We start from the raw sequence: 19,656 nt of genomic DNA, 5'->3' as shown, positions 1-19,656 counted from the left end.
TCTCAGAAAACCGACCAGCCGGTCAGCGTGGTGAACCGGTCGAGCGCGGCGACCCCGGCGACGGAGTTGCCGCGCGCGTCCAGCCCCGGGCTCCAGATGCAGACCGCGCACCGGCCCGGGACGCAGGGTTGACCCACGAGCGCAAGGTCTCATGATTGACCCCCAGCTCCCGGGCGATCTGCCGCAACGGACGGTCACTCGAGTCGACCAGCTCGATCGCATCGCGACGGAACTGCTCCGGATACTTCGACCTGCGAGACACCAGGACATCCTCCCTCCAGACCACCGTCTGGAATCAAGGTGTCCGGCCCCACAGGGCAACTCCAACACCGTGTCGACCCTTCAATCGCGCGTGTCGACCTCCCGAACACGCGTGTCGACCCTTCCGAACGCGGACGGAGTCGGCGCAGCTGGGCGGTCAGCCTACCGATCCCGACCTGCCGACCGAGGCAACTCCGCGCTCGATTGCCCCCGCAAGAGCACGAAGCTGCCCCGCTCCGGCCGATGCGTCACCGAGGACATAGGTTGCGAATTTCGGGTCATCGGCCACATCCACCAGCCGCAGCGCTCCGATCTGCATTTGCAGCAGTGCGTCGATGGCAACCACCACCTCGTCGACGCTGGGAGCCAGGTCGGTTCGACGACCGTCCCGGGAGATATCGCGCGCCGAGATCGCTTCTCCGGATTCACTCGCCTCTTCCGCCAGTTTGGCAAGCAAGAACGAAGTGACATCCAGCTCCCTCTGGCGATCCGCGATCAAGTCCTCGAGGTCCGAGAGCCCGTTGGGAACCTGGAACATCCGGCCCACCTCGCAAGGCCGGAGCCCGAACTCGATGGATACGTCGGCAAGGGTTCCCAGCCGCTCAGCATCCAGCAGGGCCCAGCTCTTCTGTGCCGCCATGTCCTTGATGGTGTCCCCGTTGAAGCCTGGGCCGACAACCGCAACAAGGCTTGCACGATGCCGGTTCTTGTGCGTCTCGATCGCCACGTCGCTGACATCTGTGTGCGTGACACTGCCGCTCGCCCGAGATTTCGCCTCGATGATTGCCGTGGACTGCACGCCATCCTTGTCGCGCCATCGGACAAGCACGTCGGTGTCGCCGGCGCCGCCCACTGCGCGGGCTTCGAATCCCAGTGCGAGGAAGGTGTCCCGGACCGCCTTTTCGAATGCCCGACCCGAGCCCTCACCCCCGGCATGCGGTTCTCGGGACAGCCTGACCAAGGTTTCCCGCAAATTCGGCGACTGCCCCTCTTCGACGACCCGGCTGACTACAACCTCGCTGCCGGGTGCGCCCTGCGTTGTCGGCATGTCCGCAAGAGGAAGCTCGGCAGCCAGCGCAGACCCGCGCGGCGTGGCCCTGAGACTGCCGTACCGTGATTCTTCGATGAGCCCGGTATTGAGTAGAAAGCCGGCAATCCACCGGCTCTTGTCGATGTTCAAGCCGAACAGTGCGGCTTCTGCATACACCGCATTGCGTGTGGCGTCGTTTTCGACAGCGCGGATCATCTCGCCGACGAACCGCATGTTCGCATGGAGGATCCGGATGAAGTTCAGGTCGTCGCCGGACTCGACCCAAGCTCTCGCCGCAGGCGTGGCCTCGAAAACTCCACGACCGACCTCGACGAGAATCCCCGACGCGCGCATGAACGGCAACATCGATGCCACGCTACTGCGCTTGAGCTCGAACGTCTGGCAAATGAAGGTGAAAAGTTCATCGCGCTCGATCTTCTCGAACACGGCGTTGATGATGATCCTGAGGTTCTCGACCTTGTTGGGTTTCGACGGCGGACTCGGCACCCAGATGTTGTAGGTACTCCGGGACTCGTGCGCGCGGTTCAATGCGTCGAGGTCCGCGAGCAGCGCAGCGACCTCCGCGGGAGGCTCCGGAATCTCCACAACGCGTTCGGGTTCGTCTCCGAAGGCTTCTGGCGTAACTATCGTCCGTCCATCGAGCAGAGTGCGCCCGGCTGGAGTTATCTGCCAGCGACGGTTGCCTTTAGCTTCGATCAAGCCGAGAACCTCTTGCCAGTCCATCCGGCTGCGCGTGTTTCCCTTGCTGCGCCAGGACTGTCCGTAACGCGCTTGAAGCAGGTCATCGACCTCGTCTACGGTCAGTGCCTCCTCCGCGATGATGGCCAGCACCTCCGCGAAAAACCTGGTGCGGTCGGCCAGGATCACCGAGAGACGTTCCGGCGTCGGATTCGACTGCAGTTCCAGTCCGGCGGCGGTGAGATGAACTTTTCCTGCTGTGCTCTCCACCAGCCGAAGGCCTCGCAAAAAGGAGTAGTACTCGCGCCAGGTCGCCGGCGTCAGTTTCGGTGCGGCGCCACCTTGACGGGGCTCGATCCGACCGATGTCGAACGACAACTCCGCGTTCGTGTCGAGGTCCACCACGCGCCCGTCGCCCACTTGTTTGACGAGTTCGAGTGCAAGCGGGAGCCAAACTGCCTTGCCACCGGGAAGGGCGGGTATCGAGCTGGCCTGACCACGATAGAGGGCTCTCTGCGCCGCAAGTTGCGGAACCGCGGTGTGCGAATCGACGGACGTCATGGAAGTACTATATTGACCACGCGTGTCGACCTCCTGGACACGCGTGTCGCCCTCCTTCACGGCCGGGCGGGAGCGGGCATACTCGTCCTCCGGAAGAGGAGGTGGGCGGTGCCCGGAACTACGGAACCCCGGCGGGTGACGATCCACGACGTCGCCCGCTCGGCCGGGGTCTCCCGGCAGACGGTGTCGCGGGCGCTGAACGACAAGGGCGAGATCGACGGCTCGACCAAGCAGCGCGTGCTCGACGCCGCCCGTGCGCTCGGCTACCGGCCCAGCCGCTTCGCCCGCGGCCTGGTCCGGCCGGACACCACCACCATCGGCCTCGTCGTGCCGGACCTGCTCAACCCGTTCTTCACCGAGGTCGCCTCCGGCGCGCTGGAGGCGGCCCGGGCCCGCGGCTGGCACGTCGTCGTCCACGACACCGCCGACGACCCCGACCAGGAACTCGCCACGCTGCGGGTGATCGGCGCCCAGGTCGACGCCGTCGCCGGGTACTTCGGCCGGTCCGACGAGGACCTCGACCACCTCACGGCCGGCATCCCGGTGGTCCTGATCGGCCGGGAACCGCGCACCCCCCGCTTCAGCGGCATCGGGATCGACGGCGAGGACGGCGTCCGCGAGGCCGTCGCCCACCTGGTCTCGCGCGGGCACCGGCGGATCGGCATGCTCGACGGCCGCCCCGCCCCGAGCGTCCGCCGCCGGTGGTTCCTGCGGGCCGCCGCGGAGTGCGGGGTCCCGGTGCACCCCGGCTGGATCACCGCCGGCGCCCAGACCGTCGACGGCGGCGGCGGGGCGCTGGCCGACCTGCTCGCCGCCCACCCCGACGTCACGGCCCTCTTCGCCTTCAACGACGTGATGGCCATCGGCGCCCTGCGCGAGGCCCGCCGGTTCGGGTTGCGCGTGCCCGCCGATCTCGCCGTGATCGGGTTCGACGGGCTGGCGCTCGGCACCCTGGTCGAACCGGAGCTGTCGAGCGTCGCCATCGACACCCGTGCGCTCGGCGCGCTGGCCGTCGAGCAGGCGGCCCGGCTCGTGACCGGGGCCGAGCCGCTCGAACCCGGTGCGCTGATCGTCCGCGCCCGCCTCCACCTGCGCGAATCCGCCTGATCCCTTGACACCCGGTCCCGCCGCCACGCACACTTCCGAGCGGCCCGTGAACGTTCACGGGAACGTTCACGGGCGGCGTGCCGAGTGCGGAAGGGACCCCATGTCGTACCTCGAAGACCCCGGCCCCGGCCGCGGATCGCTCCCGCCGCGCGCGGCCTTCACCTCCGACGCGCCGGCACTGTCGTTGAACGGCACGTGGCGGTTCCGGCTCTCGCCGAGCCTCGCGGCCGCTCCGGCGGGGATCGAAGCCGACGGGTTCGACGACTCGGCGTGGGACGAGCTGCCGGTGCCGTCGCTGTGGCAGCTGCACGGCCACGGCCGCCCCGCCTACACGAACGTGCACTACCCGTTCCCCGTCGACCCGCCGCACGTGCCGTCGGACAACCCGACCGGCGACCACCGGCTGCGGTTCGACCTGCCCGCGGGCTGGCCCGCCGGGCCCGCGGTGCTGCGCTTCGACGGCATCGACTCGTGCGGCCGGATCTGGCTCAACGGCACCGAACTCGGAGTCACGCAGGGCAGCAGGCTGCCGTCGGAGTTCGAGGTCGGGCCGCTGCTGCGGCCGGACGGCAACGTCCTCGTGGTGCGCGTGCACCAGTGGTCGGCCGGCAGTTACCTCGAAGACCAGGACATGTGGTGGTTGTCCGGCATCTTCCGCGCGGTCACCCTGCTCGCCCGCCCGGACGGCGGCATCGCCGACCACTGGGTCCGCGCGGACTACGACCACACCACCGGCCTGGGCACGGTCCGCGTCGAAACCGGACCGGACGTCGTGCTGGACATCCCCGAACTGGGCGTCTCCGGGCACCCGGCCGGGGAACCGCTGGAGCTGCCGGTCGAGCCGTGGAGCGCCGAGACCCCGCGGCTGTACGAGGGCACGCTGGCCACCGCGGCCGAGCGGGTGGCGGTCCGGATCGGGTTCCGGACCGTCACGATCTCCGGCGGCCGGCTCGAGGTCAACGGCCGGCCGCTGATGCTGCGCGGGGTGAACCGCCACGAGCACGACCCGCGCACCGGGCGCGTCGTGTCGCCGGAGACCGCGCTGGCCGACGTCCTGTTGATGAAACGGCACAACATCAACGCGGTCCGGACCAGCCACTACCCGCCGGACCCGGCGTTCCTCGAGCTCTGCGACACCTACGGGCTGTGGGTGATCGACGAGTGCGACCTGGAGACCCACGGCTTCGAGCCGCTGGGCTGGGCCGGCAACCCCAGCGGCGAGCCGATGTGGGCCGAGGCGTACCTCGACCGGATGCGGCGCACGGTGGAGCGGGACAAGAACCGGCCCAGCGTGATCCTCTGGTCGCTGGGCAACGAGAGCCACACCGGGGAGAACCTGGCGCGGATGGCCGAATGGGTGCGCCACCGCGACCCGACCCGGCCGGTGCACTACGAGGGCGACGCCGAGTGCGCCTACGTGGACGTGCACAGCCGGATGTACGCCACCCACGAGGACGTCGAGCGGATCGGCCGCCGGGAGGACACCAACGCGCGCCGCCGGGACCTGCCGTTCCTGCAGTGCGAGTACGGGCACGCGATGGGCAACGGCCCGGGCGGGCTGCTGGAGTACCGCGAGCTGTTCGAGCGGTACCCGAACTGCCAGGGCGGGTTCATCTGGGAGTGGATCGACCACGGCCTGGCCGCCGGCGGGCACTTCGCCTACGGCGGGGACTTCGGGGAGCCGATCCACGACGGCAACTTCGTCATCGACGGCCTGGTCTTCCCCGACCGGACGCCGTCGCCGGGGCTGGTCGAGTACGCGAAGGTCATCGAGCCGGTCCGGATCGACGCGGACGCGTCCGGGCTCCGGGTGAGCAACCACCACGACTTCGTGAGCACCGGGCACCTCGCCTTCGGCTGGGTCCTCGAAGAAGAGGGAATCGCTGTCGCCGAAGGCGTGCTCGACGTTCCGCCCGTCCTTTCCGGACAGAGTGCCGTGGTACCGCTGCCTTCGCTGCCCGCGACGGCAGGCGAGTCGTGGCTGACCGTCTCGGCGTCGCTCGCCTCGGCGACCGCGTGGGCGCCGGCCGGGCACGTCGTCGGGTGGGGACAGCTCGCGGTAGCGGCGGCACCCGCCGCGGCGCCGCTCCCGCCGCGCGGACCGGTGTTCCGCACCGGCGGCAGGCTGGTGCTGGGAACCGGCGAATTCGACCCGGCGACGGGCACGCTGACCACCCTCGGCGGGCACCCGGTGCACGGACCGCGGCTCGACGTCTGGCGCGCGACGACCGACAACGACCGCGGCGGCTTCGCGGGACGGCCCGACGCCGACCAGTGGCGCGAGGCCGGGCTGCACCGCGTGCAGCACCGCGTGATCACGGTCGACGCCGACGGCGAGGAACTGGTGGTGCGGACGCGCGTCGCGCCGCCGGCGCAGCCGTTCGGCTTGTTCGCCGACTACACGTGGACGGCGTTCGACGACCGCCTGCGGCTGCGGGTGGAGGTGACCCCGGACGGCGAGTTCCCCGGCACGCTCCCCCGGCTCGGGCTGGCGATGGCGGTCCCGGCCACGCTCGGTTCCGCCGAGTGGTTCGGCGGCGGTCCCGGCGAGGCGTATCCGGACAGCTGCCAGGCGGCGCGGATCGGCCGGTTCTCCAGCAGCGTCGACGGTCTGCAGACGCCGTACGTGTTCCCGCAGGAAAACGGCAACCGGACGGCGGTCCGCTGGGCGCGCCTGACGGCCCCGGACGGCGCGGGCATCCGCGTCGACGGCGAACCGGTCTTCGACTTCACGGCCCGCCGCTGGACCGCGGCCGCGTTGGAGGAGGCGCGGCACACGGCCGATCTCTTGCCGGGCGAGCTGGTGCACCTGACGCTGGACGTGGCCCAGCACGGCCTCGGCACGGCGTCGTGCGGGCCGGGCGTGCTGCCGCGGTACCGGCTGGTGCCGCAGAAGACCGAGTTCACGCTGTGGTTCCGGTCAGTGCCGGGGCGGTGATCCGGGCTCGGCGCCTCGAGGTTCCCCCCAAGGCGCCGGGTGATCAGCTGCGCAGCATGGGCGGGTACAGCACTTTCGCCGCACCCCGCCGGTAGAGCCGGGCCGGGCGGCCGCCGTCGCGGGTGGTCGTGCGGTCCGTCGGCTCCAGGAGCCCCTCGGCTCCGGTCACCTTGCGGTGGAAGTTGCGCGGGTCGAGGCGGGTGTCCCACACCAGTTCGTACACCCTGCGCAGCTCGGCGACCGTGAACTCCGGCGCGCAGAACGCCGTGGCCAGCGGGGAGTACTCCAGTTTGGCGCGGGCGCGTTCGACGCCGTCGGCGAGGATGCGGTCGTGGTCGAACGCCAGGCGTTCGGCCCGCAGCGCGCGCACCGGTGCCCAGCGGGCCTCCGCCGCGTCCGTGCCCGCGCGCGGCACCGGGAGGTCCGGGGCCAGCGCCAGGTACGCCACCGTGACCACCCGCATCCGCGGGTCCCGGTCCGGGGCGCCGTAGCCGGCGAGCTGTTCGATGTGGACGGTGCCCGCCGCCAGCCCGGTCTCCTCGGCCAGTTCCCGGCGCGCCGCGTCCGCCAGGTCCTCGTCCTCGCGGACGAACCCGCCGGGCAACGCCCACTCCCCCAGGTACGGCGCCACGCCGCGGCGCACCACCAGTGCGCACAGCTCGTCCCCGGTCAGGGTGAGCACGACGAGGTCGACGGTGACGGCGAACGGCGGGTGATCCATGCCACCACCTTAATCGTCAGCTTGACGATTAGCCAGTCCGACCCATATCGTCATCACGACGATTAAGGGAGGCTCCATGGCCGACATCAACCGCCGGTTCGGGTTCCGGCACCTGCGCGGCGCCCCGACCGTGCACATCCGCCACTACCGCCGCGGCAAGCTCGCGCACGACGGCGTCGGGCTGTCGTTCTGGTACCGGCCGCTGACGGCGGTGGTCTCGGAGGTCCCGGTCGACGACCGCGAGCTGCCGCTGCTGTTCCACGCCCGCACGGCCGACTTCCAGGACGTCACCGTGCAGCTCGCGCTGACCTTCCGGATCGAAGATCCGGCACTGGCCGCGCAGCGCATCGACTTCTCCATCGACCCGGACACCGGCCGCTGGAGAAGCGACCCCCTGGCCCAGATCAGCGGGCTGCTCACCGAAAACGTCCAGCAGTACGCGGTCGAGGTGCTGACCCGCACTCCCCTCGCCACCGCGCTCGTCGACGGCGTCCGCGCGGTCCGCGACCGCATCCGGGCGGGACTGGCCGAACAGGACACGCGGCTCGCGCAGACCGGGTCGGCGGTGATCGACGTCCGCGTCGTCGCGATCCGGGCCCAGCCGGAGGTCGAGAAGGCGCTCCAGACGACCGCGCGGGAAAAGGTGCAGCAGGAGGCCGATCGTGCGACCTTCGAGCGGCGCGCGCTGGCGGTCGAACGCGAACGCGCGATCGGCGAAAACGAGCTGCAGAACCAGATCGAGCTGGCCCGCCGCGAGGAGCAGCTGCTGGCCCAGCGCGGCGCGAACGCCCGGCGGCAGGCCGAGGAAGCCGCGGCGGCGAACCGGATCGAGACGGAGGCGCAGGCCTCGCGCGAGGAACGGCTGACGCAGGTGAAGGCCGACGGGAAGCGGGCGCTCGGCGAAGCGGAAGCCGCGGGCGAGGCGGCCCGGCTGGCGGCGTACCGCGACCTGCCCGAGGGCGTGCTCGCCGGGCTGGCGCTGAAGGAACTGGCGGGGAACCTGCCGCGGATCGACAGCCTGGTGCTCACGCCGGACCTGCTGACGCCGCTGCTGACGAAGCTCGGCGTGCGGTCGTGAGCCTCGCCCCGCGGGTCGTGCTCGTGCACCGCCGCACCGAGCTGGCCGAACTCCTCGCCCGCCACGGCACCCGCGGCCAGGCGGAGTTCTTCCTGCGCACCCGCGGCCGCGACCTCGCCGAGGTGACCGCGGCGGACGCGGCCGTGCGCGCCGCGCTCGCCGCGGCCAGTGCCGCCATCCCGCTCGACTGGCGCCGCGGCGAGGTCGAACGCGCGGACCTCGACCGGTTCCTCTTCACCCCGGAGGACGTCGTCGTCGTGGTCGGGCAGGACGGCCTGATCGCCAACGTGGCCAAGTACCTCGACGGCCAGCCCGTCATCGGGATCGCGCCCGGCGAGCCCGGCGTCCTGGTCAAGCACCCGGTCGAAGCCGTCGCGGACCTCATCCGGTCCACCGGCGACGTCGAGCACCGGACGATGGCCGAGCTCGTCGCGGACGACGGCCAGCGGCTGCTCGCGCTCAACGAGATCTACCTCGGGCACGCCGGGCACCAGACCGCCCGCTACCGGCTGGGGGTCGGTGGCGGGCGGGCGGAACGCCAGGCGTCGTCGGGAATCCTGGTCGGGACGGGCACCGGGGCCACCGGCTGGTGCGGCTCGGTGTGGCGGGAACGCCACAGCGGCCTGCCCCTGCCGGCGCCGGGCGAGGCCCGGCTGGTCTGGTTCGTGCGGGAGGCGTGGCCGTCGCCGACGACCGGGACCACGTGCACCGAAGGGGAACTGACCAGGGCACCCCTGACCGTCGAGGTCGAATCCGACCGCCTGGTCGCGTTCGGCGACGGCCTTGAAGCCGACACGGTCGCCCTCACCCGCGGCCAGACGGCAACCTTCGCCCCCGCGGCGAAGACCGTCCGGCTGGTGCGGTGACGCACCCGCCCGCCACCCCTCGAGCCGGGCCCGAGCTTTCACGTGAAAGCTCCGGATCCGTCCCCCGAGGGGTGGGTATGCCTGTGGGTCAGGTGCCGTACCGCGCCTTGACGATCGACGGGGTGTCGAGGTTGTGGCCGGCGTCCATGCTCTGCGCCAGCCGCAGGTACTGGCCTTCGGCCCACATCAGCGGGCCCGCGCTGCCGGTCGGGCGGCCCAGCCCGAAGCAGCCGACGTCCGCGCGATCCCAGACCTGCTCGGGCACGAAGTAGCCGTCGTTGGCCGAGTCCGCCATGGACTTCAGGTACACCGCCGCCGAGCGGCCGTTGGCGAGCTCGTACTGGCCGCGCTCCCCCGACAGCACCGGCCACAGCCGCCCGAACCGCTGGCTGCTTCCGGCCGGCCAGCCGCTGCAGTTCGCGGTGCTCTCGCCGTAGTTGTCGTGCGGGTAGCGGTGGAAGTAGACGTCGCCGTTCGGCAGCGTCACCTGCATCGCCGAGTTGCCGTCCGACGCCGCGGCCGTCGGCGCCACCGAGTTCGCGATCGTCGCGTCCCCGGCCGGGCGGATGCCGAGCCGCACCAGGTCGAGGAACCCGAAGTCGGTGACGTCGTGTTCGTAGAAGCAGCCTTCGTCGAAGCAGATCGTCGCGCCGTCGTTCGGGTTGCCGGCCCGGTCGAGGCGCTCGTAGTAGGTGTGGCCGCCCCAGTAGCCGGAGGTCGTCACGGTCCAGCCGGCCAGGGAGTTGCGCCACGAGTCCGCGGTGGACTCCCACGCCGACGCGCTCGCCGTGTCGCCGTTGGCCCGCGCGAGGGCGCCCGCCGCGATCAGCCCGGCGATCTCCGCGGCGACCGAGGACGGCGACTTGCCGTACTGCTCCTCCCACCGCTCGGTGGTGTCCGGGCCGGTCGAGACGATGTGGTTCGCCGTCGTCTTGACCTTGGCGTACGTCGAAGCGTCGGTGAGGCCGGTCTGCCAGGCCAGCAGGATCGCGTCGGCGTCCTGGTCGAGCTGTTCGCAGCAGCCGAGCTGCTGGGCGCTCGCGCCCGCGACACCGGACACCGGGCTGTAGCGCGGGAACGACCCGGCCGGGTACGTCGTGCCGTCGCCGGCGGTGGGGCTGCCGATCCACTGCGAGTTCCAGAGGAACTGGGCCATCCGCTTGGCCTGCGCGGTGTCGCCGGCGGCCAGGAGGCCGGTCGCCTGCTGGTAGAGGTCGCGGCCCCAGACGCGGTGGTAGCCGTCGTTGAGGTGGTCGCCGCCTGCGAAGTTGCCCCACGGTGTGGCCAGGCCCGCGACGCTCGCGCCCGGGTGCTGCTTGTCCTCGGCGGCCTTCAGCGCCATCGCCGCCACGTAGTAGGCGCGCCGCCGTTGCGTATCCCCGGAAACGCTGGCCGGCGCGGGCTTGAGGCCGTTCACAGCGGAGTTCCACCCGCTGCGGTAGGACGCCGACACGGCCGTGAACCCGCTGCTCAGCGACGCACTCGCCGCCGAGGACGCCGCGGCCGCGGTGCCGCCGTAACCGAGCGCGACGGTGAACGTCGTGTCCGGGCCGACCGGAATCTGTCCACATTGGACGACGTTGCCGTTGCCCGAGACGTTGTCGAACTGGTTGTTCAGCGTCTTGTCGGCGCGCAGGTCGACCAGGCAGTCGCTGGCCGCGCCGCTGTAGCCGTTGTCGTGGGCGGTGAAGCCGGTCGAGACGCGCAGTGCGGAGACGACCGTGGTGGCCGTCGCGCCGAACAGCGTCTCGGTCCCGCTCGCCAGGAGGGCGCCGGTGGAGTCCCACCAGGCGTTGTCGTTCGCCCCGCCGCCGGCCATCGAGGGGTTGGCCAGGAGGTAGAGCCGGTAGCTGCCGCCGTCGAGCGACTGGAACCGGGTGTTCGTGACGAGCGTCGCGCGGGCCGGGTCGGTGACGTAGCTCGTGGTGATCCGGTACTTTCCGCTCTTGGCCGTGTTGGTGACGGTGTACTGCAGGGCCTTCTCGTCGGGCATCGACACGACGTGGTTCGTGGCGTCGCGTTCCAGGTCCACGAAGCTCGAGCCGTCGGTGACGAGGAACTGCATGTCCTGCATGTTCGGTACGTCGGCCCGCGGGTAGAACACCTCGGTGGTGATGCCGTCGGCGACGGTGAACCAGAGGGGGCTGCCGGGGGTGGTCGAAGTGCCGAGCGCGGACTTGTTGCCGGTTGTCCATGAGGCGCCGCTGCCGCAGCAGTCGGTCGCGGTCCCGCTGGCCCGTGCCGTGCCGGGCAGGGCTCCGGCGAGCAGGACTCCCGCTGCGGTGCAGGTCAGGACGGCTTTCCACCTGATCATGGGACCCTCCGACGGCGTTGTCGCGGATATGTTGTGGGCCGCAACATATTGGGCCGTTGGACGGTGACAAGCAATGTCCGATCGGTCTTTACCGGTTTAGTTCGCTGTTGCTCCGCCACCCCGAAGCCCGATTGTGACTACGGCTTCGGATCGGGGTTGCGGGGAGGGGTCTGGGTGCCGGGCTTTCCGCTGCGGGTCGCGGCTTGGGGCGGTCGCTTACGCGTCCGCGATGCGGTCCAGCCACTCCGCCAAAAGGATGCGCTCGGCTTCGGTCAGGACCGTTGCGCCGTCGAGTCCGGCTCGCAGGGCGATTGCTCGCTCGGGCAGGTCCGATCCCGGCGGCTCGGTGGCTCCGGTGAGGATGCGGGCCAGCACCGTCTCGCGGGCCGTTGCCGACAGCTCCGGGTCGCGCTGCTCCTCCGGTGTGGCGATCTGGGTCAGCACGACGCCCATTCCGGCCGCGTGGGTCAGGCGGGCCGCGCGCTCCACGCTCACCCGGAGCCGGCCTGCCGCTGCGACGCGCTCGACGATGCTTCGCAGCATCGCCTCGGCTTCGCGGGCGGCCGGCGAAGTGCGGCCGGGGCGCGCGTCGCCGTACATGAGCACGTAGAACTCCGGGCGGGACAGCCCGAACTCGACGTGGAGGTCCCAGCCGCGTCGGAGGTCTTCGACCGGGTCGGCGGTCGAGCCCATTGCGCGCTTGCTCGACAGGTACTCGTCGAAGCCGTACGCCGCCACCGCGTCGAGCAGGCCGTCCTTGTCGCCGAAGAGCCGGTACAACGCCGGTGGCTGGACGCCCGCCGCCGCGCTGACCGCGCGCGTCGAGAGGCCGTCGCGGCCCTCCGCTGCGAGCAGCGCGGCCGCCGCCTCGAGGATTCGCTCCCGGGTGTCCGTTGCCGTCTTCGTTGCCATGGTTCCGATGATAACAACACTTCGGTAGCACCCGTTCGGGATCAGTGATACCTGGACAGCAAAAAGCAGGTCAAAGGTGGTCCACGGCCACGCGGTGGGCGAGGCGGCGAAGCAGGGGCGCCGCTTCCCCCATGCAGCGGGCCGGGTCCGGCTCCAGGTCGGTCAGGGCGTACGCGGCCGCGATACCCGCCGCGGCCAGCTCCTCCGCGGACAACAGGCAGCGGCCCGAGACGGCCACGCACCGGACGCCCTTGGCGGCCGCGGCGCGCGCCACCCCGGCCGGGGCCTTGCCGGACAGCGTCTGCCGGTCGAGGGAGCCCTCGCCGGTGACGACCAGCTCGGCTCCGGCCAGAGCGTCGTCGAACCCCAGCAGGTCGAGCAGCAGCTCGATGCCCGGGCGCATCCGGGCGCCCAGCACCGCCATCGCCGCGAAGCCCACTCCCCCGGCCGCCCCGGCGCCCGGCCGCCCGGCGAACTCCGGCCCGGCGACCGAGGCCCAGTTCCGCAACCCGGCGTCGAGCACCTCGACGTCGTCCGGTGACGCGCCCTTCTGCGGGCCGTAGACGAAGGCGGCGCCGTCCGGGCCGTACAACGGGTTGTCGACGTCGCTCGCCACCTCGAAGTCCACTTCGGACAAGTCCATTCCGGACAGGTCCAGCGCGGCGACCCGGGTCAGGACCGCACCGCCGAGGGGGACTTCGCGCCCGGCGTCGTCCAGGATGCGGGCCCCCAGTGCCGTCAGCAGTCCGGTGCCGCCGTCCGTGCAGGCGCTGCCGCCGACGCCGAGGACGATCCGGCGGCACCCCGCCCGCACCGCGGCGGCGACGACGTCGCCGGCCCCGGCGCTGCTCGCGGCGAGCGGTTCCGGCCCGCCGGGCAGCCGGTGCAGCCCGGACGCCTCCGCCAGCTCGACGACCGCCGTGTCCCCGCGCACCGCGTAGGACGCCGTCACCCGTGCCCCGGTCGGGCCGCGGGCCGGGACCCGCACGCGCCGGTACCCGGCGGCGACGGCGGCGTCGACCGTGCCCTCGCCGCCGTCGGCCACCGGGAGGGTCCGCACCACGGCCGCGGGGTGGACGTCGGCGAAGCCCGAAGCCACCGCCGACGCCACCTCCCCCGCGGTCAGCGACCCCTTGAACTTGTCCGGCGCGACCAGGACCTTCACGCGCTCGCCTTGAAGGCCCGCCAGTCGCCGATCTCGGTGATGTCGCGCAGGGCGACGTGCGAGGTGTACGGCCGCCGCAGCAGCATCGCGAACGCCGAGCTGCCGTCGCTCAGCTCCACGACACCGAGTTCCAGCTCGTGGGGCTCGGCCGGCAGCACCCGGTCCCGCAGGGCGTCCAGGGAGACGTCGTAGACCTCGCCGGCGACCGCCGCGCCGCCGTGCGACACCGGGTACAGCGCCGGGCACTGGTCGCCGACGGCGTAGAACCGGTACTTCGGCGCGGTGTCCGCGACCGCCACGAACGGCGATCCGTCGAGGAGGTGGTGCAGTGGCTCGCCGCGCATGGCGCCGCCGTTGAAGAACATCAGGGGCACGGGAACTCCTTACCGGAAGAGGGCTTCGACACCGTCGATGGCGAAGTACACCGCGAACACCAGCGCCAGCAGGGACAGCAGCCAGCCGGCCTCCCGCCACCTGCCGCGGCCGATCTTGATCAGCACGAACGCGATCAGGCCGGCACCGACGCCGTTGGTGATCGAGTAGGTGAACGGGATGAGTGCCGCGGTGAGGAAGACCGGGATCGTGTAGTCCGGGTCGTGCCACGGGATGCTCCGGCACTGCGCGACCATCATGCCGCCGATGACCACCAGCGCCGGCGCCGCGGCCTGGGCCGGGACGACCCCCGCCAGCGGCGTGAACAGCAGCGTCCCGGCGAACAGCAGCCCGGTGACGACGCTCGCGAGCCCCGTCCGCGCCCCCTCGCCGACGCCGGCCGCGGATTCCAGGAAAACCGTGTTCGGCGACGAGCCGGTGACGCCGCCCGCGATCGCGCCCGCGCCGTCGACCAGCAGGATCCGGCCCATCCGCGGGACTTTGCCGTCCTTAGACAGGCCGGCTTCGTCGGAGACGCTGGTGATCGTACCCATGGCGTCGAAGAACCCGGACAGCACCAGCGTGAACAGGAAGACCGTGGCGGCCAGGGCACCCGCCGAGGCGAAGCCGCCGAAGAGATCGATGTGGCCGAAGAGCCCGAAGTCGGGTGCGGCGACGACGTGGTCGGGCAGGGCCGGGTCGGTGCGGCCCCAGCCGCCGACACCGAAGCCGTCGTGGAGCACGACCGCCAGGACCGTCGCGACGCCGATGCTGATCAGCACCGCGCCCGGGACCTTGCGCGCGACCAGCACGATCATCAGGAGCAGCCCGACGCAGAACACGACGATCGGCCAGCCGGCGAGGTGGCCGTCCGCGCCGAGCCGGACCGGCACCGGGCTGGCCGCCGCGTCCGGGACGCGAGTCACGAACCCGGCGCTGACCAGGCCGACGAGCGCGATGTAGAGCCCGATCCCGACGGTGATCGCGGTCTTGAGCGGCCGCGGGATGGCGTTCATGATCCGCTCGCGGACGCCGCTGACGGCCATCAGCACGATGCACAGGCCTTCGAGCACAACCAGCCCGAAGGCCTGTGCCCAGGTCATCTCCGGGGCCATCTGGAAGGCGACGATGCCGTTGATGCCGAGGCCGGCGGCCAGCGCGAGGGGTGCGTTGCCGACGAGTCCCATCAGGACGGTCATCACGGCGGCGGCCAGCGCGGTCGCCGTGGTCACCTGGGCGGCCGAGAGCCGGGCGCCGGTGATGTCGGCCGACGCACCGAGGATGAGCGGGTTGAGCAGCACGATGTAGGCCATCGCGACGAACGTGGTCACGCCGCCGCGGACTTCACGGCCGATGGTGCTCTGCCTCGCCCTCAGCTCGAACACCTTGTCGAGGAGGGAACGGCGTGTTGCGGGTACTTCGCCGAGCTCCGGTTGCTGCATTTCGGTCTGGGTCATGCGTCCTGCCCTTGCCGGTGGGGGATGCTCCGGTCAGCTGGCCTCGTGGGTCAGTAGTCGGTGCGGTCGCTCTTGTCGAGCCAGGCCGCGAAGGGCGCGAATCCGTCCTTTGCGGACAGCCGCGTCACGGGAACCGTCCACGTCTCACGCGGACGGTCGAACAGTTCGTAGAAGGCGCGGTCGTCGAAGCCCGCCTTGGCCGCGTCGTCGCGGTCGGCCGCGTAGACGACCTTGTCCACGCGCGCCCACAACGCCGACGACAGGCACATCGGGCACGGCTCGCAGCTGGAGACGAGCACACAGCCGTCCAGCCTGAACGTGCCCAGTTCCTGGCAGGCCGCGCGGATCGCGACCACCTCGGCGTGTGCGGTCGGGTCGAGGTTCGCCGTGACGCGGTTGACGCCGGTCGAGACGATCTCGCCGTCCTTGACGATCAGGGCGCCGAACGGGCCGCCGCCGTTTTCGACGTTCCGCGTGGCGATCCGGACGGCTTCGCCGAGCCATTCCTGCTCGGCGGAAATCGAGGTGGTCATTTCTCAGACTCCGGTGATGTGCTCGGGGCGGATCGGGACGCGCGGCAACTCGAGGCCGGTGGCCGCGCGGATGGCGTTGGCGATCGCCGGCGTGGCCGAGATCGTGGGTGGTTCGCCGACCCCGCGGACCCCGTAGGGCGCGTGCGGATCGGGCCGTTCGAGGATCTCGACGCGCATCGGCGGCGTGTCGAGGATCGTCGGGATCAGGTAGTCGGTGAACGACGGGTTCCGCACCTTGCCGCCCTCGACCAGGATCTCTTCCATCACGGCCAGCCCCAGGCCCTGCGCCGAGCCGCCCTGGATCTGGGCGACGACGGCGTCGGGGTTCATCGCCTTGCCGACGTCCTGGGCGCAGTCGAGCTGCACCACCTTGACCAGGCCGAGGTCCAGGTCGACGTCGACCACCGCGCGGTGGGCCGAAAAGCCGTACTGGACGTGGGCGTCGCCCTGCCCGGTCTCCGGGTCGAGCGGGTACGTCGGGCGGTGGTGGAACTCGCGGGTCTCCTCGATCGCGGTCTCGCCCAGCAGCTCGGCCAGGTCCGCGACGACTTCGCCGCCGGCCGCGACGACCTTGCCGCCGGCGAGGGTCATGCCTTCCGCGGAGACCCCCAGCCGGGCGTACACCGCCTCGGCGACCGCGCGGCAGGCGTTGCGGACCGCGCCACCGGTGACGTAGGTCTGGCGCGACGCCGAACTGGAGCCCGCGTCGCCGACGCTCGTGTCGGCCGGGTGCACGCTCACCCGCGGCACGCCCAGCTCGGTGCGGGCGATCTGCTGCTGCAGCGTCACCAGGCCCTGCCCGACCTCCGCGGCGGCGGTGTGGACCAGCGCCACCGGCTCGCCGCCGAGCACCTCGAGGCGGACCCGGGCGGTCGAGTAGTCGTCGAGCCCTTCGGCGTAGGAGATGTTCTTGATCGTCACGCCGTAGCCGATGCCGCGGACGACCCCCTCGCCGTGGGTGGTGTTGGACGCGCCGCCGGGCAGTTCGCGGATGTCGGCGGCACCGCTGCGCGCGGGCGGCAGCGGCAGGTCGCGGACCCGCTGGACCAGCTCGGCCACCGGCGCGGGGAAGTCGACCACCTGGCCGGTGACCACAGTGGACCCTTCGCTCAGCGCGTTGCGGATCCGCAGTTCCGCGGGGTCGAGGTCCAGCGCGGCGGCGAGCTTGTCCATCTGGGACTCGTAGGCGTACGTCGGCTGGACCGCGCCGAGCCCGCGCATCGCGCCGCACGTCGGGTTGTTGGTGTAGACGCCCCAGCCCTCGATGTGCGCGTTCGGGACGTCGTACGGGCCGACGCTCAGCGTAGTGCCGTTGCCGACCACGACCGGGGTCTTCGACGCGTACGCTCCGCCGTCGAAGTACAGCTTCGCGCGGACGTAGACGAGCTTGCCGTCCTTCGTGGCACCGTGCTCGTAGTACATCTTCGCCGGGTGCCGGTGGACGTGCCCGAAGAACGATTCCAGGCGGTTGTAGCTCATCTTCACCGGACGGCCGGTGCGCAGCGCCAGCATGCAGGAGTGGATCTGCATCGACAGGTCCTCGCGGCCGCCGAACGCCCCGCCGACCCCGGACAGCGTCAGCCGCACCTTCTCCAGGGGCAGGCCGAGGGCCTTCGCCGTCTGGCGCTGGTCGACGTGCAGCCACTGGGTCGCCAGGTAGAGGTCGACGCCGCCGTCCTCGGCCGGCACCGCGAGCCCGGACTCCGGGCCGAGGAACGCCTGGTCCTGCATCCCGACCTCGTACACCCCGGACACGACGACGTCCGCGGTGGCGTCCGGATCACCCTTGACGATCCGCTGGTGGCGCACCAGGTTCCCGCCCGGGTGCAGCTTCGGCAGGGTGTCGTCGTGCGCCGCCCGCTCGGGGTCGGTGACCGGCTCGAGCACGTCGTACTCGACGACGATCTCCTTGAGCGCCTGCCGCGCGATCTCCGGGTGGTCGGCGGCGAGGATGGCCACCGGTTCGCCCTGGTAGCGCACGACCCCTTCGGCCAGCGCCGGCGTGTCCTGGAACTTGAGGCCGTAGACGTTCTCGCCGGGGACGTCTTCGTGGGTGAGCACCGCGTGCACGCCCGGCAGGCCCAGCGCGCGGGAGACGTCGAGGCGGACGATCCGGGCGTGCGGGTGCGGGCTGCGCAGGGTCGCGCCCCACAACATGTCCTCGTGCCAGAGGTCCGAAGAGTAGGCGAACTCGCCACGCACCTTGAGCGTGCCGTCCGGGCGCAGCGGGCTCTCGCCGATGCCCCCGGCGATCGTGTCGTGCAGCTCCTGCGGGGAGCGGGCCGGGGCGCTCATCGGACGGCCTTCTTCGCGGCGGCGTCGCGCACGGCGTCGAGGATCTTTTCGTAGCCGGTGCAGCGGCAGAGGTTCCCGGCGAGGGCCTCGCGGATCTCGACGTCGGACGGCCCGGGGTTCCGCTCGATCAGGTCGTGCGCCGCGACGAGCAGACCCGGCGTGCAGAAGCCGCACTGGACGGCACCGCGCTCGACGAACGCCTCCTGCACCGGGTCCAGGGCGTCGCCCTCCGCGAGCCCTTCGACGGTGACGACCTCGCGGCCCTCGGCCTGACCGGCCGCGACCAGGCACGCACACACCGGGACGCCGTCGAGGTAGACCGTGCACGAGCCGCACTCGCCCTGTTCGCAGGCGTTCTTCGAACCAGGGAGGCCGAGCCGCTCGCGCAGGACGTAGAGGAGGCTCTCACCCTCCCAGACGTTGTCCGCCCGGCGGGGTTCGCCGTTGACGGTGACGTTCACGCGCACTTCGCGCTCCCTCCGCAATATTCGGTCCAGGCCCAGGTCAGCGTCCGTCGTGCCATTACCCCCAGAGCATGGCGCCGGTAGGCCGCGCTCCCCCGCACGTCGTCGATCGGCGCGGCCGCCGCCGCGACCAGGTCCCCGAAGCGGCGCTTCACCGAGTCGGCGAGGGCCTTCGGCGCGTCCCAGTCCAGCTCGCCGGCCAGGAACTCCTCGGCGTCGAACGCCCGCCGCGGGGTCGGGGCGGCCGAGCCGATGCCGGTGCCGACCCGCTTTTCGGCGGGGTGCAGGGCGAGTCCGAAGGCGGCGACGGCGATGACCATCGCGTTGCGGGTGCCGATCTTGCTGAACTGCTGCGGACCGGAGGCCGGGGCCAGCAGCACGGCCGTGATCAGCTCGTCCGGCTCCAGCACGTTCTTCTTCACCCCGACGTAGAAGTCCTTCGCCGCCACGATCCGGGTACCGCGGACCGAGGCGATCTCGACCTCGGCGTCCACGGCGAGCAGCGCCGGGTGGGAGTCGCCGGCCGGGGAAGCCGCCCCCAGGTTGCCGCCCACGGAACCGCGGTTGCGGATCTGCGGCGACCCGACGGTCCGCGCGGCCATCGCCAGGCCGGGCAGCTGGGTGCCCAGTTCGGCGATGATCCGGGCGTAGGGCACGGCCGCGCCGATCCGGATCCGGCCGCCGTCGGTGCCGTGCTCGTGCAGCTCGGGCACGCGGCCGAGGTCGAGGAGCGACTCCGGACGGCGGTGGTCGAAATTGAGCTCGACCATCACGTCCGTGCCACCGGCGATCGGGACCGCACCGGGGCTGGCGGCCTTCGCGGCGAGCGCGTCGGCCAGCGAGGCGGGTCGGAGGAATTCCACTGTGGACGTCCTTTCGGGGC

At 71.6% G+C, this 19,656-nt stretch carries 15 protein-coding genes and 2 pseudogenes; 4 read left to right on the top strand and 13 right to left on the bottom strand.

The window, feature by feature from the left end:
- Positions 1-2: 2 nt before the first annotated feature.
- The 3 genes and pseudogenes from Q5425_RS12720 to Q5425_RS12715 all read right to left on the bottom strand — a co-directional run.
- A pseudogene (locus Q5425_RS12720) lies at positions 3-122 on the bottom strand (glutaminase); the annotation flags it as partial.
- Positions 123-145: 23 nt separating this feature from the next.
- Positions 146-262 (bottom strand): annotated as a pseudogene (locus tag Q5425_RS45725) (transposase); the annotation flags it as partial.
- 156 nt (positions 263-418) lie between these two features.
- Entirely contained in the window at positions 419-2,551 is a 2,133-nt protein-coding gene (locus Q5425_RS12715) for a restriction endonuclease (RefSeq protein ID WP_308672384.1), read from the bottom strand.
- 108 nt (positions 2,552-2,659) lie between these two features.
- Between Q5425_RS12715 and Q5425_RS12710 the strand changes: the two genes are divergently transcribed.
- Positions 2,660-3,658, top strand: coding sequence for a LacI family DNA-binding transcriptional regulator (locus Q5425_RS12710; RefSeq protein WP_308672383.1), 999 nt, complete (start codon positions 2,660-2,662; stop codon positions 3,656-3,658).
- 100 nt (positions 3,659-3,758) lie between these two features.
- A complete protein-coding gene (locus tag Q5425_RS12705; protein WP_308672382.1) occupies positions 3,759-6,596 on the top strand; it encodes a glycoside hydrolase family 2 TIM barrel-domain containing protein in 2,838 nt (945 codons plus the stop codon).
- A gap of 43 nt (positions 6,597-6,639) precedes the next feature.
- Here the strand turns inward: Q5425_RS12705 and Q5425_RS12700 are convergent, their stop codons facing one another.
- The gene (locus tag Q5425_RS12700; RefSeq protein WP_308672381.1) at positions 6,640-7,317 is read right to left on the bottom strand and encodes an NUDIX domain-containing protein; all 678 of its coding nucleotides are present in this window, start codon (positions 7,315-7,317) and stop codon (positions 6,640-6,642) included.
- 76 nt (positions 7,318-7,393) lie between these two features.
- Between Q5425_RS12700 and Q5425_RS12695 the strand changes: the two genes are divergently transcribed.
- Both Q5425_RS12695 and Q5425_RS12690 read left to right on the top strand, forming a co-directional pair.
- Positions 7,394-8,395: an SPFH domain-containing protein gene (locus tag Q5425_RS12695; RefSeq protein WP_308672380.1), complete on the top strand. Its 1,002-nt coding sequence runs from the start codon at positions 7,394-7,396 to the stop codon at positions 8,393-8,395.
- On the top strand, positions 8,392-9,261 hold the full coding sequence (locus Q5425_RS12690; protein ID WP_308672379.1) for a hypothetical protein: 870 nt from the start codon (positions 8,392-8,394) through the stop codon (positions 9,259-9,261). Before Q5425_RS12695 ends, Q5425_RS12690 begins: the two co-directional genes overlap by 4 nt.
- 88 nt (positions 9,262-9,349) lie before the next feature.
- Here Q5425_RS12690 and Q5425_RS12685 read toward each other — a convergent pair whose 3' ends face one another.
- The 9 genes from Q5425_RS12685 to Q5425_RS12645 form a co-directional block, all read right to left on the bottom strand.
- Positions 9,350-11,575 (bottom strand): glycoside hydrolase family 15 protein, encoded by a 2,226-nt coding sequence (locus tag Q5425_RS12685; protein ID WP_308672378.1) that lies wholly within the window; start codon positions 11,573-11,575, stop codon positions 9,350-9,352.
- Between the two features lie 216 nt (positions 11,576-11,791).
- Entirely contained in the window at positions 11,792-12,487 is a 696-nt protein-coding gene (locus Q5425_RS12680; protein WP_308672377.1) for a TetR/AcrR family transcriptional regulator, read from the bottom strand.
- 70 nt (positions 12,488-12,557) lie between these two features.
- A complete protein-coding gene (locus Q5425_RS12675) occupies positions 12,558-13,652 on the bottom strand; it encodes a glycerate kinase (protein WP_308672376.1) in 1,095 nt (364 codons plus the stop codon).
- On the bottom strand, positions 13,649-14,026 hold the full coding sequence (locus Q5425_RS12670; RefSeq protein ID WP_308672375.1) for a gamma-glutamylcyclotransferase: 378 nt from the start codon (positions 14,024-14,026) through the stop codon (positions 13,649-13,651). Before Q5425_RS12670 ends, Q5425_RS12675 begins: the two co-directional genes overlap by 4 nt.
- Positions 14,027-14,035: 9 nt before the next feature.
- Positions 14,036-15,481, bottom strand: a complete 1,446-nt coding sequence (locus Q5425_RS12665) for an NCS2 family permease (protein ID WP_308672374.1) — start codon at positions 15,479-15,481, stop codon at positions 14,036-14,038.
- A gap of 50 nt (positions 15,482-15,531) precedes the next feature.
- The gene (locus Q5425_RS12660; protein WP_308672373.1) at positions 15,532-16,014 is read right to left on the bottom strand and encodes a nucleoside deaminase; all 483 of its coding nucleotides are present in this window, start codon (positions 16,012-16,014) and stop codon (positions 15,532-15,534) included.
- 3 nt (positions 16,015-16,017) lie between these two features.
- Positions 16,018-18,309, bottom strand: a complete 2,292-nt coding sequence (gene pucD, locus Q5425_RS12655; protein ID WP_308672372.1) for a xanthine dehydrogenase subunit D — start codon at positions 18,307-18,309, stop codon at positions 16,018-16,020.
- Positions 18,306-18,776 carry a 2Fe-2S iron-sulfur cluster-binding protein gene (locus tag Q5425_RS12650; protein WP_308672371.1) on the bottom strand — a complete coding sequence of 157 codons (471 nt, stop codon included), beginning with the start codon at positions 18,774-18,776 and terminating at the stop codon, positions 18,306-18,308. The genes pucD and Q5425_RS12650 overlap by 4 nt, the downstream gene beginning before the upstream one ends.
- A complete protein-coding gene (locus Q5425_RS12645) occupies positions 18,767-19,636 on the bottom strand; it encodes an FAD binding domain-containing protein (protein WP_308672370.1) in 870 nt (289 codons plus the stop codon). Before Q5425_RS12645 ends, Q5425_RS12650 begins: the two co-directional genes overlap by 10 nt.
- Positions 19,637-19,656 lie beyond the last annotated feature (20 nt).

This window comes from Amycolatopsis sp. A133 (genome assembly GCF_031082405.1).
Taxonomy (GTDB): domain Bacteria; phylum Actinomycetota; class Actinomycetes; order Mycobacteriales; family Pseudonocardiaceae; genus Amycolatopsis.
Note: the sequence above shows the minus strand (reverse complement) of the source record. Positions and strands in the feature narration are given on the sequence as shown.

Coding starts and splice junctions, on each gene's coding strand:
- Q5425_RS12715 (WP_308672384.1), bottom strand. CDS start 2,551: ATGACGTCCGTCGATTCGCACACCGCGGTTCCGCAACTTGCGGCGCAG.
- Q5425_RS12705 (WP_308672382.1), top strand. CDS start 3,759: ATGTCGTACCTCGAAGACCCCGGCCCCGGCCGCGGATCGCTCCCGCCG.
- Q5425_RS12700 (WP_308672381.1), bottom strand. CDS start 7,317: ATGGATCACCCGCCGTTCGCCGTCACCGTCGACCTCGTCGTGCTCACC.
- Q5425_RS12695 (WP_308672380.1), top strand. CDS start 7,394: ATGGCCGACATCAACCGCCGGTTCGGGTTCCGGCACCTGCGCGGCGCC.
- Q5425_RS12685 (WP_308672378.1), bottom strand. CDS start 11,575: ATGATCAGGTGGAAAGCCGTCCTGACCTGCACCGCAGCGGGAGTCCTG.
- Q5425_RS12680 (WP_308672377.1), bottom strand. CDS start 12,487: ATGGCAACGAAGACGGCAACGGACACCCGGGAGCGAATCCTCGAGGCG.
- Q5425_RS12665 (WP_308672374.1), bottom strand. CDS start 15,481: ATGACCCAGACCGAAATGCAGCAACCGGAGCTCGGCGAAGTACCCGCA.
- Q5425_RS12660 (WP_308672373.1), bottom strand. CDS start 16,014: ATGACCACCTCGATTTCCGCCGAGCAGGAATGGCTCGGCGAAGCCGTC.
- pucD (WP_308672372.1), bottom strand. CDS start 18,309: ATGAGCGCCCCGGCCCGCTCCCCGCAGGAGCTGCACGACACGATCGCC.